The following is a 15653-nucleotide window of genomic DNA, read 5'->3' as shown; positions in this document are numbered from 1 at the left end:
TGGCTGGCCTGCGATGTGGGCACCCGGGGGGCAGGCGCTCCGGGTTGATGCCATCGCAGGCCAGCCAGCGCCTACAGGGGGCTCAGCCCTTGAGCTTCTCGGCGATCCAGATGGTGTGCCGGGTGCCCTTGTTACCGTGGGCGAACACCTGCACTTCTTCGGCCTTGAAACCCGCCTTGCGCAGTTTGTCGCTGAACAGTTTGTCGGCGCTGGCGGACCAGACCGCCAGCACGCCCTTGGGGCGCAGGGCCTTGGCACAAGCTGCCAGGCCACCGGCGGAATAGAGCCAACTGTTGGCTTTTTGCGTCAGGCCTTCGGGGCCGTTGTCGACGTCGAGCATGATCGCGTCAAAACCCTGGGGCTCGGCCTGCAGTACGTTGGCCACGTCTTCCAGGCGGATCACGGTGCGCGGGTCGAGCAATGGCCGACCGGATTTCTCCCCCAGCGGGCCACGGTTCCATTCCACAACGCCGGGCACCAGTTCCGCCACCACCACCTCGGCAGTCTTGCCCAAATGCTTGAGCGCCGAAGCCAGGGTAAAGCCCATGCCCAGCCCGCCGATCAACACCCGCGAACCCGGACGGCCAGCGACTTTGCGGCAGGGAATTTCCGCCAGGGCGTCTTCCGAACCGTGCATGCGCGTGTTCATCAACTGGCCGCCGTCCCCGCCCTGGATCTTGATGACAAAATCCTCACCGTATTCGAACAGGCACAAGGCTCCGCCATTGTCGGGGATCGGGGTGGTGTCCAGCAGAACGAAACGTTTCATGGAAATCTCATTGGGAAGGGCATTCTTGCGCGGTTGGGAGTAGCCTTGTGACATTCCGGTCAGGCCATGGAGCCATCGATGAAGTGCAGCATTCTAACGGTCATTGTGTTGAGCGCGCTCGCATTGGGTGCGGCGCAGGCTCAGGAGTTGCAAACCGTACCGGTCGCCCCGACGCCAACCCCAGGCGCGCCGGGCACGCCAACGCCGACGCTCTACCCGCAAGTCACCCCGCCCGCCGTGCCCAAGACCAACGGCTCGCCGCCCCTGGTGCCCATCGTGCTGCCAACGCCGCCGAAGGACCAGACGGTGCCCGGCCTGCTGCAAAACGACAGCAAACCGAAGACGCCCGGCGGCTAGAACTGTTGCGAGAGTAATTGCCCGTCGGCCATGCGCAGGCGCTTGGACAGGGCAATGGCAATGGCGCGGATGATCTTGGCGGCCACCCGAGGCGCTTCGTTGAGCATCTTCTCCAGGGAATCCTTGCCCAGGTTCAACAGCACGCAGTCACTGGCGGCCACGCAGCTGGCCGAACGCCGCTCGCCGTCCAGCACCGCCATTTCACCGAAAGCGCGCCCACTGCGCAGGGTGGCGATCGTCAGGCGCTGGCCGGTGTGGCTGGATTTCTGCACGGCCACCTGGCCGCTGTGGAGGATGCACATGAACGTGCCGGCATCGCCCTCGAGGAAAATCACCTCATCGCGGGCAATGCTGCTGATATTGAAGTAGCCGGCGGCCACGTGGAAATCTTCCGGCAACAGCGGGTCGAACAAGCCGCAGTCCATGAGCATGTCGCGGATTTCGTTATTCAGGAGCGTCGGTGGAGGCATGGCTGCAGTATTGATCCATCAATCAGGTAGGCGGTCCTGTGTTCAGACAGGACCGCCGCGCTAAGTTCCTTAAACCAGCCCCAGCGCCTTGAACACAAATGCATATTCGAGCGCTACGTCACGTAATCCCTGGTAACGACCGCTCATCCCACCGTGGCCGGCGCCCAGCTCGGTCTTGAGCAGCAGGAGATTGTCGGAGGTGGCGGTGTCGCGCAACTTGGCCACCCACTTGGCCGCTTCCCAGTACTGCACGCGGCTGTCGTTGTAGCCGGCAATCACCAGCAGGGCCGGGTAGGCCTGGGCGCTGACGTTTTCGTACGGCGCGTAAGCCTTGATGCGCGCATACACCTCGGGCTCTTCGGGATTGCCCCATTCATCGTACTCGGTGATGGTCAGCGGCAGTTCCGGGTCGAGCATGGTGTTGAGCACATCGACGAACGGCACCTCGGCAATCGCCGCCTGGAACAGCTCCGGACGCTGGTTGAGCACCGCGCCGATCAACAGGCCGCCGGCGCTGCCGCCACTGATCGCCAGTTGGCTGGACGTGGTCAGGCCCTGGGCGATCAGGTGTTCGGCACACGCGATAAAGTCGCTGAAGGTGTTCTGCTTGTGGGCCTGCTTGCCGTTGCGGTACCAGGCTTCACCCAGTTCGCCGCCGCCGCGCACATGCGCAATGGCGAAGGCGACGCCACGGTCGAGCAGGCTCAGGCGCGCATGCGAGAACCATGGGTCGAGGCTGTGGCCATAGGCGCCGTAGCCATACAGGTACAGCGGCGTCGGCTTGCCGAGCTGGTCGCGCTTGACCACCAGGCTGATCGGCACCTGGGTGCCATCGGCGGAGGTGGCCCACAGGCGCTGGCTGACGTAGTCATCGGCATTGAACACGCCGAGTACCGGGGTTTCCTTGAGCACCTGTTGTGCGCCGCTGGCCAGCTCCAGCTGACGGACCTGGGCCGGGCGGTTCAGGGCTTCGTAGCGCAGGCGAATCTTGTCGCTGGGGAATTCCAGGCTGTTCTGTACGTAGAGGCTGTAGGCGGCGTCAGGCAATTCCACGCGATAGGCCGGCACGCCTTGCGGGTGCACTTCGATCACGGGCAGGCCGCCAATGCGCAGGCTCAGGGTCATGGCGCTGGCGTTCAGGCTGACGCCGTCGAGCATCACGTCGTCGCTGTGGGGGATCAGGTTCTGCCACTGGTCCTCGGTTGGCACATCGCCGGTATCGGCAGCGACGAACAGCGCGTAGTTGATGCCATCGCGGTTGCTGCGGATAAACCAGGTCCACTCGCCGTCGAGCTTGCCGTGGTCGACGTCATATTCATGGTCCTCGACCCGTGGCGCCAGGCAAGTGAAGTCCAGGTGCGGCTGGTTGGCGTCCAGCGCCCAGATTTCGCTGGTGGTCTTGCTGCCCAGGGCCAGCAACAGTTGGCGCTCGGAACTGGAGCGGTAGCAATGCAGGAAGAAACGCCCGTCGGGCTCGTGGAACACTTCCTGCGCTGCGGTGCCGTCCAGGCGATAGCGATACAACTTGTGCGGGCGGTGCGTGTCGTCGAGTTCGCCGAAAAACAGGGTCAGGCTGTCGTTGGCCCAGGTCATGCTGCCGTCGCAGTTCTCGAACGCCAGTTCGCTGACCTTGTCGGTGGCCAATTCCTTCACGAACAGGGTGTAGATCTCCTCGCCACTGGTATCCAGGCTGTAGGCCAGGCGTTGGTGGTCGGGGCTGATGCTGAATGCACCGAGTGAGAAGAATCCGCCATTGGCCAGCACGTTCGGGTCCAGCAGCAGTTCTTCGCTGCTGTCGTCGACCTGGTTGCTGTCGTCGGCCGGACGGCGGCAGCGGTAGTGACGGGCGTATTCGTCACCGGCGGTGGTGCGCGTGTAGTACAGGTACGGGCCCCACGGCGAGGGCAGCGACAGGTCGGTTTCGAGGATGCGGCCCTTGATCTCTTCGAACAGCGTTTCGCGCAAGGCTTGCTGGTCGGCGAGCTGGGCTTCCTGCCAGGCGTTTTCGGCCTTGAGGTAATCGAGGACTTCGACGCTGTCACGCTCCTGCAGCCAGGCGTACGGGTCCTGGCCTGGGGCCTTGCGGGCGATCGGGGCGGCAGTGATGTGGGTCGATGACGGCATGGATCACTCTCTGTCTGGCGGAAGGTGGCAGGCATTGCAGCCGCGACACGCAAAAGCCGTTATCATAGCCGCCTGTTTGCCTACCTTGCCATGGACACCATGACCGAGAACGACTATCTGACCGCTTGGGGCCTCTACGCCTTTGCCGCTTTGGGCTGCCTGTTGGTGTGGTGGCGCATGACCCGCTGGATCTGGCGCTGGCTGCGCGAGCCGCTGCAATTGCTGATGGCGGTGCTGCTGTTCAGCCCGACCATCGTCGACCCGGTCAAGACCCAGTTCGCGCCGGCCGTGGCCATTACCGCGCTGGACCTGGTGCTCAAGGTCGGCAACAACGCCTGGCGGGCGATCTCCGATCTGTTCATGTACACGATGATCGCGTTTGCCGTGTACCTCGTGTTCGTGTTGATCCGTTGGCCCATCGAGCGCGCCGCCAATGCCCGTCGGGAGCGCAAGGCCGCCGTCGATGCCGCCCTGGCCGCCGAGCCGGACGATGACGACGAGCCTTTGCGCCGTCCTGCCCCCGTGAGCGGTATGCGCGTCGAGCCGCGTCTTTAACGTTGTCCGCCCTGCAGCGAGAGCCCTGGCATGTGTGAATTATTGGGCATGAGTGCCAACGTCCCCACCGATATCGTGTTCAGCTTTACCGGGCTGATGCAGCGCGGTGGGCGCACCGGCCCGCACCGCGACGGTTGGGGCATCGCCTTCTACGAAGGCCGTGGCCTGCGCCTGTTCCAGGACCCGGCCGCCAGCAGCGAGTCGGAAGTCGCCCTGCTGGTGCAGCGGTATCCCATCAAGAGCGAAGTGGTGATCGGGCATATCCGCCAGGCCAATGTCGGCAAGGTGAGCCTGGCCAACACTCATCCGTTCGTGCGTGAGCTGTGGGGGCGCAACTGGTGTTTCGCCCACAACGGCCAACTGGCGGACTTCACCCCGCGCGCCACCTTCTACCGCCCGGTCGGCGATACCGACAGCGAAGCGGCGTTCTGCGACCTGCTCAACCGCGTGCGCGAGGCGTTCCCCGAGCCGGTGGACATCGAGCGAATGCTGCCGGACCTGATCGCCGCCTGCGCCGAATACCGCAGCAAAGGCGTGTTCAACTGCCTGCTCAGCGATGGCGACTGGCTGTTTTGCTTTTGCTCGACGAAATTGGCGCAGATTACCCGGCGTGCGCCGTTTGGCCCTGCGCGCCTGAAAGATGTCGACGTGATCGTCGATTTTCAGGCCGAAACCACGCCCAACGATGTGGTGACGGTGATCGCCACCGAGCCTTTGACCGACAACGAAAACTGGACCCGCTACGAACCGGGCCAATGGAGCCTGTGGCGACGCGGTGAATGCGTCAGCCAGGGCATCACCGAGTAAGGATATCGACCATGTTGCTCAGTTACCTGCGGTTGGTGCTGTTTGCCATTGGCCTGTTGGTCGGCGTGCAAGTGCCGGGGTTCATCAACGATTACGCCAAGCGCGTCGAAGCCCACTTGATCGAGGCCCAGACCGGCCTGCGCGGGTTCGAGTCCACCGCGCAGCAGTTCTTCAATGGCGACCTGCAGGCGCTGGTCGCCCACTACCGCGCCAGCGATGACCCGGTGTTCCAGAGTGATGCCAACAGCCTGGGGGCCATGCTCAATCGGCAGGTGGCGCTGGATAAGCAATTCCAGGCGATGCAAGGTCCCTGGTACATCCGCGCGCTGCAAGTGGCCGTGGCTGCCGACCCGGATATCCGCCTGGAAACCTGGAATGGCTACAGCTACCAGATCCTGTTAACCCCCGAAGCCATGGGCTGGGGCCTGGGCGGGGCGATGCTGCTGTCGTTCGGCCTGGAATGCCTGTTCCGCCTGATCGACTGGGTGGTGTTGGGCGGCAAGCGCCTGCGCCAGAGCCGGCCAATCGAAGAGCGAGATCTGAAAGGCCTCTAACGGCCACCTTGATGCACTGTAGGCGCCCGGCTTGCGACGTGCGGCTCACGCGACGCTGAGGCGCTATCGCCGGCAAGCCGGCTCCTGCAGGTTTGGGCGGGTCAGGCCAGCACCATGCGCTCCGCGCCCACTTCCTCGGCATACTGCGCCACCACCTTCTGGCACAGCCCGACAATCTCCTCGACCAATTCCACCCCCACACGCCACGACACTACCACCTGCAGATTCGGCAGTTGCTGCGCCATCGGCAGCATCACCAGTTCGCCGCGCGCGAGTTCCTCAGTGACCAGCACCGGCGGCAGTGCGCCAATGCCGAAGCCATCACGCAGCAACCGCGTGATCGCCGACACGGAGTTCACACAGTTCATCCTCGGCGCGGCCACGCCATTGGCCTGCATCAGGCTGAGCACATCCTGATGCGGGTGGGAGTTTTTCGAATAGGTGATGATGCGCTCCTGGGCCAGTTCGGCCAGGGACGCGTAGTCGCGGTTGTAGATCGATTGGCTGGCGACGATCCACGCCATGGGGTGGCTGGCCAGTTCCAGGCTGCGCACGGTTTCCAGGCGCAGCAGGTCGGTTTGCAGGATCAAATCCAGAAAGCCTTTTTGCAGCTGATCGCTGAGGTTCAGCGCCGTATCGGCGACCAACTCGATTTCTACCAGCGGGAAATGGTCCATCAACTCGGCGACCAGCGGGCTCAGCCACGTGTGGATCACCGTGTCCATCGCGCCGATGCGGATGCGCCCGACCTTGCTGCTGGTGGTCTCCAGTGACTGCTTCAGGCCTTGCATGGTCACCATCATCTGCTCGGCATAATCGAGCACCTTCAGGCCTTCCGGGGTCAGGCTCACGCCCCGTGAGTCACGCAGAAACAACTTCACGCCCAGCTCGCTTTCCAGCACCGCAATGCGGCTGGAGATCGAGGCCTGGGTGGTGAACAACTTCTCGGCGGTCAGCCGAAAGCTCTTGAGCTTGGCCACCCAGACGAAGGTTTCGAGGAACTTCAAATTCATGGGATCAACTTTTCTTATGCTTGGATCGGTTTTTATTAGTTGGACGCCGCACCGGGCCAGCGCCAAAAATCGAGTTATTCCACGATAAGCGTCGTTGGGGTGCCAGGACAAGTTGCGAGTTCTGTGTAAAAAATCCCACACTACAAAAAAACAAAGCCTACAGGAGCGACCACCGTGAGCCGCCTGCTACTGAATTGCGACATCGGCGAAAGCTTTGGCAACTGGACGATGGGTCTGGACGCCGAGGTCATGCCGTTCATCGATTGCGCCAACGTGGCTTGTGGCTTCCATGCCGGCGACCCGAGCATCATGCGCAAGACCGTCGGCCTGGCGCTCAAGCACGGTGTGCAAGTGGGCGCGCACCCGGCGTATCAGGACCTGCAAGGGTTCGGTCGTCGCTCCATGGCCTACACGCCCGAAGAAATCCAGGACCTGCTGCATTACCAGATCGGCGCCCTCGACGGCATCTGCCGCGCCCAGGGTGGGCGGGTCAGCTACGTCAAGCCACACGGCGCGATGTACAACGACATGATGGCCAACCCGGTGCAGCTGCGCGCGGTAATCCAGGCCGTGGCCGCCTATGGCGACCTGCCGCTGATGCTGCTGGCTACCCGCGACAACAGCGCGGCCCAGGCCCTGGGCGATGAATACGGGGTCATCCTGTGGTTCGAGGCCTTCGCCGACCGTGCCTACGACCCCAAGGGGCATCTGGTTTCGCGCCAATTGCCGGGTGCCGTGCACCATGATTCCGACACCATCGTCCAGCAGGCCCTGACCCTTTCCCGTGGCGAGGCCCTGACGGCCAGTGATGGCAGCCCACTGGTATTGCGGGCCAACACCCTGTGCGTGCATGGCGACAACGCGAGCTCGGTCGCCGCCGTGCAGCGCATTCGCGAGGCATTGAAGCCAGCATGAAGCCACGCATTGAAGTGGTGGCCATCGACGCGCTGATGGTGCGTCTGTTTGACGTGATTGCCGAAGCCAACATGCCGTGGATGCTCGCCGCTACCCAGCGCTTGCGCAGCGGTTTCGGGCCCGCGCTGGTCGACCTGGTGCCGTCCTACACCACGTTGATGGTGCATTACGACCTCACCGCGTTGAGCCCGTCCCAGGCCCGCGCGTTGATCGACGAAGCCCTGACGGACCTGCAACCCCAAGCCCAGGGCGGCGGCCAGTGCCATGTGCTGCCGGTGTGGTACGACCCGAGCGTCGGCCCTGAACTGACATTGCTCGCCCAGCGCAGTGGCCTGGCTGTCGATGAAGTGATCCGTCGTCACAGTGCCCACCAATACCAGGTATTCGCCCTTGGCTTCGCCCCCGGTTTTGCCTTTATGGGGCTGGTCGACGAAATCCTCGCCACACCACGCCTGAGTACCCCGCGCAAACGCGTGGCGGCCGGCAGCGTCGGCATCGCCGAGCGGCAAACGGCCGCCTACCCGGTGGTATCTCCCGGCGGCTGGAACCTGATCGGCCGCACCCCGGCCAAGCTGTTCGACCGCGAACGCGACGGCTACAGCCTGATGCAACCCGGTGATACGGTGCGTTTTGAAGCCGTCGATCACGCGGAATTTATCCACCTGGGTGGCGATGACACGCCGTTGGAGGCGCAGGCATGAGCCGCTTGTTGATCGAGGCCAGCACGCCACTGTGTCTGTTGCAGGACGCCGGCCGCTTTGGCGTGCGCCACCTGGGCGTGACCCAGGGCGGTGCGCTGGACTGGGTGTCGATGTCCTGGGCCAATTGGCTGCTGGGCAATGCGCTGGATGCGCCGGTGGTGGAAATCACCCTCGGCGGTTTTACCGTGCAGGCCGAAGAGTATTGCCTGCTGGCCTTGGCCGGTGCGGACCTGGGTGCGTACATCGACGAACGCGCCATCAGCCCCGGCCGCAGTTTCATCCTGCAAAAGGGCCAGCGCCTGCGCTTTACCCAGCCGTTCAGCGGGGCCAGGGCCTACCTGGCGGCGCCGGGCGGCTTTGATGCGCCGCAGGTGCTGGGCAGTTGTGCCACGGTGGTGCGCGAGGAGTTGGGCGGGCTGGATGGCTTCGGCAAGGCGTTGGTCGAAGGCGCGCGGTTAGGCTATTCCGGGACCGGCGGTGCGATGAAAGTGCTGAGCGATTCAGTCCTGCCCGCCAAGGGGCCGCTGGATGTGATCGTCGGTGCACAGATTGGCCAGTTCAGCGGCCAGAGCCTGTTCGATGCCTTCAATACCGAATGGGCGCTGGACAGCCGCGCCGACCGCATGGGCATGCGCCTGTTGGGCACGCCGTTGCAGTACCAGGGGCCGTCATTGATTTCCGAAGGGATTCCGTTGGGGGCCATCCAGGTGCCACCGGATGGACAGCCGATTGTGTTGCTCAATGACCGGCAGACCATTGGCGGGTATCCACGCCTGGGCGCGTTGACGCCGTTGGCGCTGGCGCGACTGGCGCAGTGCCTGCCGGGGGAAAAGCTCAGGTTGGCGCCGATGGTGCAGGAGACGGCGCATCAGCAGCATGTGGCGTATCTGCGCAGGTTTACCGCGTAAAGAAAACTCCTACGGGAGTGCCAGCGTTTGTCGTCTTCGCTGCTTGAGTGCAGTCATGCAAATCTTGATAGGTCCATCCCCTAGTCAGGTTTTGCCATGCGCTATTTGAAGATATTTGCCCAAGATGTGTTCGATAACGATATTCCCGACGTGGTCTATCTGGAATTCTATGACGACTCCCAAGCCCCCGCGCTTGTCCACCGGGCGACGGCGTTCGATATCACCGAAAACGGCAAGTTCGACTGGGTCATTGCGGACGATCTCAATCAGGACGGTATTGTCGACGCCGTGGACCGGGAGATGGCCCTTGAGTTTGCCCAGCTGTTCCTGGCGTTCGAATGGTTCAGCCTCGACGAACCCTTCGACAAGTACCTGAAGGTATTTGCCGGGGACTTTGATCACAACGGGATTCCCGACACGGTGCGCTTGCACTTTCATCAAGGGGAAGGGGCGCCCCGAGATGAAACCATTGTCTATTCGGCGGCGGTGTACAGCGACGGTAATGGTCGGGGGAGCACTGTCTCGATCAACCAGGACGTCAACAATGATGGGAAAGTAGACCGTCAGGATTCGGAACTGGTCAAACAGTTCGCTGCGCTGTTCCTCAAGTTTGCCTGGATCGACAGCGAGCACTGCTGAGTGAAGTTGCCTGTAGCCGATACCATCGTCTACAGGCCTGCATCACTTGGACAGGAAGCGCATCCCTTCTTCCAGCCCGCGCAGCGTCAGCGGGTACATCTGGTCTTCCACCAACTCGCGCACAATCCCCGTCGACGCCGTATAGCCCCAGGTGTCTTTCGGGTACGGGTTTATCCAGATCAGCTTCTTGTACTTGGCCATGAAGCGCTGCATCCACACATACCCTGGCTCTTCATTCCAATGCTCGACGCTGCCGCCGGCCTGGGTGATCTCATACGGCGCCATCGACGCGTCGCCGATAAAGATCACTTTGTAGTCGGCGCCGTACTTGTGCAGCAGGTCCTGGGTGGAAGTGCGCTCCGAGGTGCGGCGCTGGTTGTTCTTCCAGACCGACTCGTACACGAAGTTGTGGAAGTAGAAGTACTCCAGGTGCTTGAACTCGGTCTTGCATGCCGAGAACAGTTCCTCGCAGATCTTCACATGGGCGTCCATCGAGCCGCCGATGTCGAACAGCAACAACAGCTTGATGGTGTTGCGCCGCTCCGGGCGCATCTGGATGTTCAGCAGCCCGGCGTCGCGGGCGGTGTGGTCGATGGTGCCGTCGATATCCAGCTCTTCGGCCGCACCCTGGCGCGCGAATTTGCGCAGGCGGCGCAGGGCGATCTTGATGTTGCGCGTGCCCAGTTCCACCTGGTCGTCGAGGTTCTTGTACTCGCGCTGGTCCCAGACCTTGACGGCCTTGCCCTGGCGTTTGCCGGCGTCGCCGACGCGAATGCCTTCCGGGTTGTAGCCGCCGGAGCCGAACGGGCTGGTACCGCCGGTGCCGATCCACTTATTGCCGCCGGCATGGCGTTCCTTCTGTTCTTCCAGGCGTTGCTTGAACGCCTCGATCAGCTTGTCGAGGCCGCCGAGGGACTGGATCTGCGCGCGTTCCTCGTCGCTCAGCGAGCGTTCGAATTCCTTGCGCAGCCAGTCTTCGGGGATCAGCGCCTGCAGGTGGTCGTCGAGCTTTTCGAGGCCGTTGAAGTAGGCGCCGAAGGCTCGGTCGAACTTGTCGAAATGCCGTTCGTCCTTGACCAGGATCGCCCGGGCCAAGTAGTAGAACTCGTCCATGTCGGCGAAGGTCACGCGCTGTTTCAGCGCGTTGATCAGGTCGAGCAGCTCGCGCACCGAGACCGGCACCTTGGCTGCGCGCATTTCATTGAACAGGTTGAGCAACATTATCGATTACCGCGACGGCTCATGAATGCCAGACGTTCAAGCAGTTGCACGTCTTGCTCGTTCTTCACCAAGGCACCGGCCAGCGGCGGGATCGCCTTGGTGGGGTCGCGCTCGCGTAGCACCGCTTCGCCGATATTGTCGGCCATCAGCAGCTTGAGCCAGTCCACCAGTTCGGAGGTGGAAGGTTTCTTTTTCAGGCCCGGCACCTTGCGCACATCGAAGAACACGTCCAGCGCTTCGCTGACGAGGTCCTTCTTGATGTCGGGGTAGTGCACATCGACGATCTTTTGCAGGGTGGTACGGTCGGGGAAGGCGATGTAGTGGAAGAAGCAGCGGCGCAGGAAGGCGTCCGGCAGCTCTTTTTCATTGTTGGAGGTAATGATGATGATCGGGCGTTTCTTCGCCTTGATGGTCTCGTCGATTTCATAGACGTAGAACTCCATCTTGTCGAGTTCCTGCAACAGGTCGTTGGGGAACTCGATGTCGGCCTTGTCGATTTCATCGATCAGCAGGATCACGCGCTCTTCGGACTCGAACGCCTCCCACAGCTTGCCTTTCTTCAGGTAGTTGCGCACGTCGTGCACCTTGTCCACGCCCAGTTGCGAGTCGCGCAGGCGGCTGACCGCGTCGTACTCGTACAGGCCCTGGTGGGCCTTGGTGGTGGACTTGATGTGCCAGGTGATCAGCTTGGCACCGAAGGATTCGGCCAGTTGCTCGGCGAGCATGGTCTTGCCGGTACCGGGCTCACCCTTGACCAGCAGCGGACGCTCCAGGGTAATGGCAGCGTTGACGGCCAGTTTCAGGTCATCGGTGGCAACGTAGGCCTGGGTGCCTTCGAACTTCATCGGTCATTCCTCGAATTCATCAATGCCCGGACTATACCGCGCGGCCCCGGCGACTGTGAACGCAGACGGGTTATTCAGTCTCTGAATGGCAGGTCAGGCTCAATCCGCCGATGGCTTGGGTTGTTCATAGCGCGCGTTGAATGCCTGGATGAAGCCATTGCGCAAAATCGCCAAAAACGCGGAGAACGCGCTGACATTCTGCTGATGCACGCTGCCACTCAGCTCCACGCGGGTGGCGAACTGGTTCTTGGCCTGGTTCTTCAGCACCGTCTCGCTGGCGCCGACCACGGCCTCCCAGATCGAGCGGAAGATGTTCTTGTCCTTGTTTTCGACGTCCTGTTGCCAATCGAAGACTTCCACATTGCGCAGCAGCGGCTTGATGTAGCCGGTCAACTGGCCTTTTTCCGCCTGGGCCTCGATCACCACATCACCGGTACCGGCCTTGAAGTCGAATTTGCCGTACGCCGACGCGAAATCATTCATGCGGCGCAGTTGCAGGTCCCTGGCGCGAAAGCGGAATTCGAAGTCTTCGAAGTTGCTCAGCGGGTCAAACGTGGCGGTCGCTTCCAGGGGCGCCTGGCCTTGCAGCAGGGCCTTGCCGTCGAAGCGGGCGTCGCGCTTGCCTTTGACGTCGACCACGTTGGTGAGGTTATAGAAGCTGGCGTTGACCGACGTGGCGTTGATGTTCACCGGCGGTTTGGAGCTGAAGTTGTGGAAGGCGATCTTGCCGTCCTGGATGCGCACTTCGTTGAGGGTGATCGGCAGCAGTTTGCTCAACTGCGCGCGCCAGTCGGTGCCTTTACCGGTCTGGGACGCCTGCTTGTTGGCCCCGCCATCGACGAAATTGACCTCGGGATTGACGAACTGCACCTCGGCCACCACCGCATGGTCGTACCACAGCGAATGCCAGCTCACTGCCAGGTCGATCAACGGCGCCTTGACGAACGGTACTGGCACCTTGCCGTCGACCTTGACGATCTGCAGGCCGTTGATCCTGTACGCGCCGCGCCACAGGGCCACGTCCACGTCGGTGACCTGGCCACGGTAGTCGCCCATGTCGGCGAGTTTGTCATTCAAGTAGTTGCGCACCAGGTAGGGCAGGGCCAGGTCGATGGCAACCAGCACCACCACCAGGGCGGCGAAGGTCCAGAGTGGCCAACTGTAGCGACGTCTCATGGTCAGGTTCTCCAACGGTATAGGCGATGGACCGCCCGGGTGGGCGCAACGTTCCTCTGACTGGACGCCTTGGTGGACGAGGCATACCCTTGTGACCTTCTTGAAATTGCCTTAAGGACCCGTCATGAGCCGCATCTTTGCAGACAACGCGCACTCCATCGGTAACACGCCCCTGGTCCAGATCAACCGCATCGCCCCGCGTGGCGTGACCATCCTGGCCAAGATCGAAGGGCGTAACCCGGGTTACTCGGTGAAGTGCCGCATTGGCGCAAACATGATCTGGGACGCCGAAAGCACCGGCAAACTCAAGCCGGGCATGACCATCGTCGAACCTACCTCCGGCAACACCGGTATCGGCCTGGCGTTCGTGGCCGCTGCCCGTGGCTACAAGCTGCTGCTGACCATGCCGGCGTCGATGAGTATCGAGCGCCGCAAGGTGCTCAAGGCCCTCGGCGCCGAGCTGGTGCTGACCGAGCCGGCCAAGGGCATGACAGGGGCCATCGCCAAAGCCGCTGAAATCGTCGCCAGCGACCCGGCCCAGTACTTCATGCCAGGCCAGTTCGAAAACCCGGCCAACCCGGCGATCCACGAAAAAACCACCGGCCCGGAAATCTGGAATGACACCGATGGCGCCGTCGACGTGCTGGTCGCAGGCGTGGGCACCGGCGGCACAATCACCGGCGTGTCGCGCTATATCAAGAACACCGCGGGCAAGCCGATTCTGTCGGTGGCCGTGGAGCCGCTTGTGTCGCCGGTGATCACCCAGGCCCTGGCCGGTGAAGAGATCAAGCCGAGTTCGCACAAGATCCAGGGCATTGGCGCCGGCTTTGTGCCGAAGAACCTGGATTTGTCGATGGTCGACCGCGTGGAGCTGGTGACCGACGAAGAATCCAAGGCCATGGCCCTGCGCCTGATGCAGGAAGAAGGCATCCTCTGCGGAATCTCCTGCGGGGCGGCGATGGCCGTGGCCGTGCGTCTGGCGGAGAAGCCGGAAATGCAGGGCAAGACTATCGTAGTCATTTTGCCGGACTCCGGTGAGCGCTACCTGTCGAGCATGCTGTTCAGCGATTTGTTTACCGAGCAGGAAAACCAGGCTTGATGGTTGTTTTGTGGTGAGCGGGTTTGATGTTTTGTAGTGGGCAGGTTTGATGGGGTGAGCAGGCTTGGTGTTTTGTGGTGAGCAGGTTTGATGGGGTAAGTAGGCTTATTGTTGATTTGTCGTGAGCGCGCTTTCCGCTTCCTGTGGTGAGCGGGCTTGCCCCGCGTTGGGCTGCGAAGCGGCCCCAATCAATCCAGCGGGTTTTTGCAGGGAGGAACGCGGTGAATGGTTTCAGGGCCGCTTCGCGCCCCAACGCGGGGCAAGCCCGCTCGCCACAATAAGCCCGCACTAGCCACAATAAGCCCAGTCACCACAAGAGATCCGCTGCCCCACCCGCGTTGCTTGCAATGTTTGATTTGTGTCAGCCGGTCAGCTCGGGCCTTCTGCATAATGGCCCAACTGTTTATCATGGCCGGCTGCTACGTCTGCTGTTGGCCAGGCGCTTATTTTCAGGAGTTGCTGCATGACCTTTTCTTTGGCCGCCAAACTGTCGGTGCTGGCGTTGTTTATCGGCAGCACGCTGTATGTGCACCTGCGCGGCAAGGCCCGTTTGCCGATGTTGCGCCAGTTCGTCAACCATTCGGCGCTGTTCGCCCCGTATAACGCCCTGATGTACCTGTTCTCCGCCGTGCCGTCCAAGCCCTACCTGGACCGCAGCAAATTCCCGGAACTGGATGTGCTCAAGGACAACTGGGAAGTGATCCGCGAGGAGGCCATGCACCTGTTCGACGAGGGGTACATCCGCGCCGCCGAAAAGAACAACGACGCCGGGTTCGGTTCGTTCTTCAAGAAGGGCTGGAAGCGTTTCTACCTCAAGTGGTACGACAAACCCCTGCCATCGGCCGAGGCGCTGTGCCCGAAAACCGTGGCGCTGGTGAGCAGCATCCCCAACGTCAAGGGCGCGATGTTCGCGCTGTTGCCAGGCGGCAGCCACCTCAACCCGCACCGCGACCCGTTTGCCGGTTCGCTGCGCTATCACCTGGGCCTGTCCACGCCGAACTCCGACGACTGCCGCATCTTCGTCGATGGCCAGGTGTACGCCTGGCGCGACGGTGAAGACGTGATGTTCGACGAAACGTATGTGCACTGGGTGAAGAACGAGACGGATAAGACCCGTGTCATCCTGTTCTGCGACATCGAGCGCCCCCTGAGCAACCGCCTGATGACCCGCGTCAACCGCTGGGTCAGCAAGCAACTGGGCCGCGCCACCGCGCCGCAGAACCTCGACGACGAGCGCGTCGGCGGCATCAACCAGGCGTACGCCTGGAGCAAGACCTTCAGCGACAAGTTCAGCGGTGTGGTCAAGCAGTGGAAGCGCAAGCATCCCAAGGCCTACCGCATTGCACGGCCGGTGCTGGCGGTAGTGGTGCTGGTGCTGTTGTGGAAGTGGTTGTTCGGCTGATCTGAAATGCGCTCAAAACTGTGGGAGCGGGCTTGCCCGCGAATGCGGAGTGTCAGTCGATACATTCTTGACTGATCCACCGCATTCGCGAGCAAGCC

17 protein-coding genes are annotated in these 15653 nt (G+C 62.2%); 10 read left to right on the top strand and 7 right to left on the bottom strand.

Translation table 11 applies throughout. The annotated features are described in order from the left end of the window. Positions 1-82: 82 nt before the first annotated feature. A complete protein-coding gene (locus QMX97_RS28265) occupies positions 83-769 on the bottom strand; it encodes a hypothetical protein (RefSeq protein ID WP_065902069.1) in 687 nt (228 codons plus the stop codon). Between the two features lie 78 nt (positions 770-847). On the opposite strand from QMX97_RS28265, the gene QMX97_RS28260 reads away from it, so the two are divergent. Then, positions 848-1126 carry a hypothetical protein gene (locus tag QMX97_RS28260; protein WP_065902067.1) on the top strand — a complete coding sequence of 93 codons (279 nt, stop codon included), beginning with the start codon at positions 848-850 and terminating at the stop codon, positions 1124-1126. Here QMX97_RS28260 and QMX97_RS28255 read toward each other — a convergent pair. Both QMX97_RS28255 and QMX97_RS28250 read right to left on the bottom strand, forming a co-directional pair. After that, positions 1123-1596 (bottom strand): cyclic nucleotide-binding domain-containing protein, encoded by a 474-nt coding sequence (locus tag QMX97_RS28255; RefSeq protein ID WP_065902066.1) that lies wholly within the window; start codon positions 1594-1596, stop codon positions 1123-1125. The two genes, QMX97_RS28260 and QMX97_RS28255, sit on opposite strands and share 4 nt — an antisense overlap. A 69-nt stretch (positions 1597-1665) precedes the next feature. After that, positions 1666-3720 carry a S9 family peptidase gene (locus QMX97_RS28250; protein ID WP_282397991.1) on the bottom strand — a complete coding sequence of 685 codons (2055 nt, stop codon included), beginning with the start codon at positions 3718-3720 and terminating at the stop codon, positions 1666-1668. A gap of 24 nt (positions 3721-3744) precedes the next feature. Between QMX97_RS28250 and QMX97_RS28245 the strand changes: the two genes are divergently transcribed. From QMX97_RS28245 to QMX97_RS28235, 3 genes are read left to right on the top strand one after another with little or no spacing between them, the layout of a single operon-like run. Beyond that, positions 3745-4275 carry an MFS transporter gene (locus QMX97_RS28245; protein WP_065902064.1) on the top strand — a complete coding sequence of 177 codons (531 nt, stop codon included), beginning with the start codon at positions 3745-3747 and terminating at the stop codon, positions 4273-4275. Between the two features lie 30 nt (positions 4276-4305). Next, positions 4306-5082 (top strand): class II glutamine amidotransferase, encoded by a 777-nt coding sequence (locus tag QMX97_RS28240; protein WP_106804832.1) that lies wholly within the window; start codon positions 4306-4308, stop codon positions 5080-5082. 11 nt (positions 5083-5093) lie between these two features. Next, positions 5094-5636, top strand: coding sequence for a DUF2937 family protein (locus tag QMX97_RS28235; RefSeq protein WP_065902060.1), 543 nt, complete (start codon positions 5094-5096; stop codon positions 5634-5636). A gap of 101 nt (positions 5637-5737) precedes the next feature. On the opposite strand, the gene QMX97_RS28230 is transcribed toward QMX97_RS28235, so the two are convergent. After that, positions 5738-6649 carry a LysR family transcriptional regulator gene (locus tag QMX97_RS28230; protein WP_120447887.1) on the bottom strand — a complete coding sequence of 304 codons (912 nt, stop codon included), beginning with the start codon at positions 6647-6649 and terminating at the stop codon, positions 5738-5740. A gap of 174 nt (positions 6650-6823) precedes the next feature. On the opposite strand from QMX97_RS28230, the gene QMX97_RS28225 reads away from it, so the two are divergent. The 4 genes from QMX97_RS28225 to QMX97_RS28210 all read left to right on the top strand — a co-directional run bounded on the left by QMX97_RS28225 (position 6824) and on the right by QMX97_RS28210 (position 9812). Next, entirely contained in the window at positions 6824-7564 is a 741-nt protein-coding gene (locus QMX97_RS28225; protein WP_106804829.1) for a 5-oxoprolinase subunit PxpA, read from the top strand. Then, positions 7561-8265 (top strand): 5-oxoprolinase subunit PxpB, encoded by a 705-nt coding sequence (pxpB, locus tag QMX97_RS28220; protein WP_282397990.1) that lies wholly within the window; start codon positions 7561-7563, stop codon positions 8263-8265. The genes QMX97_RS28225 and pxpB overlap by 4 nt, the downstream gene beginning before the upstream one ends. Continuing rightward, positions 8262-9173: a biotin-dependent carboxyltransferase family protein gene (locus QMX97_RS28215; RefSeq protein WP_282397989.1), complete on the top strand. Its 912-nt coding sequence runs from the start codon at positions 8262-8264 to the stop codon at positions 9171-9173. The genes pxpB and QMX97_RS28215 overlap by 4 nt, the downstream gene beginning before the upstream one ends. 96 nt (positions 9174-9269) lie before the next feature. Next, the gene (locus tag QMX97_RS28210) at positions 9270-9812 is read left to right on the top strand and encodes a hypothetical protein (protein WP_120447891.1); all 543 of its coding nucleotides are present in this window, start codon (positions 9270-9272) and stop codon (positions 9810-9812) included. 42 nt (positions 9813-9854) lie between these two features. Here QMX97_RS28210 and QMX97_RS28205 read toward each other — a convergent pair whose 3' ends face one another. From QMX97_RS28205 to QMX97_RS28195, 3 genes are all read right to left on the bottom strand, one after another. Beyond that, positions 9855-11033: a VWA domain-containing protein gene (locus QMX97_RS28205; RefSeq protein WP_106804825.1), complete on the bottom strand. Its 1179-nt coding sequence runs from the start codon at positions 11031-11033 to the stop codon at positions 9855-9857. Continuing rightward, the gene (locus QMX97_RS28200) at positions 11033-11878 is read right to left on the bottom strand and encodes a MoxR family ATPase (RefSeq protein ID WP_003210690.1); all 846 of its coding nucleotides are present in this window, start codon (positions 11876-11878) and stop codon (positions 11033-11035) included. The genes QMX97_RS28205 and QMX97_RS28200 overlap by 1 nt, the downstream gene beginning before the upstream one ends. A 99-nt stretch (positions 11879-11977) precedes the next feature. Further along, entirely contained in the window at positions 11978-13054 is a 1077-nt protein-coding gene (locus QMX97_RS28195; protein WP_201143739.1) for a DUF748 domain-containing protein, read from the bottom strand. A 124-nt stretch (positions 13055-13178) separates the two neighbouring features. Here QMX97_RS28195 and cysK point away from each other — a divergent pair, with 124 nt between their 5' ends. Together cysK and QMX97_RS28185 are read left to right on the top strand one after the other, a co-directional pair. Beyond that, on the top strand, positions 13179-14153 hold the full coding sequence (gene cysK, locus QMX97_RS28190; RefSeq protein ID WP_106804824.1) for a cysteine synthase A: 975 nt from the start codon (positions 13179-13181) through the stop codon (positions 14151-14153). 463 nt (positions 14154-14616) lie between these two features. Further along, positions 14617-15555, top strand: coding sequence for an aspartyl/asparaginyl beta-hydroxylase domain-containing protein (locus tag QMX97_RS28185; RefSeq protein ID WP_106804823.1), 939 nt, complete (start codon positions 14617-14619; stop codon positions 15553-15555). Positions 15556-15653 lie beyond the last annotated feature (98 nt).

The sequence above is a fragment of the Pseudomonas sp. PS01298 genome (genome assembly GCF_029959745.1).
Classification (GTDB): Bacteria; Pseudomonadota; Gammaproteobacteria; order Pseudomonadales; family Pseudomonadaceae; genus Aquipseudomonas; species Aquipseudomonas aylmerensis.
Note: the sequence above shows the minus strand (reverse complement) of the source record. Positions and strands in the feature narration are given on the sequence as shown.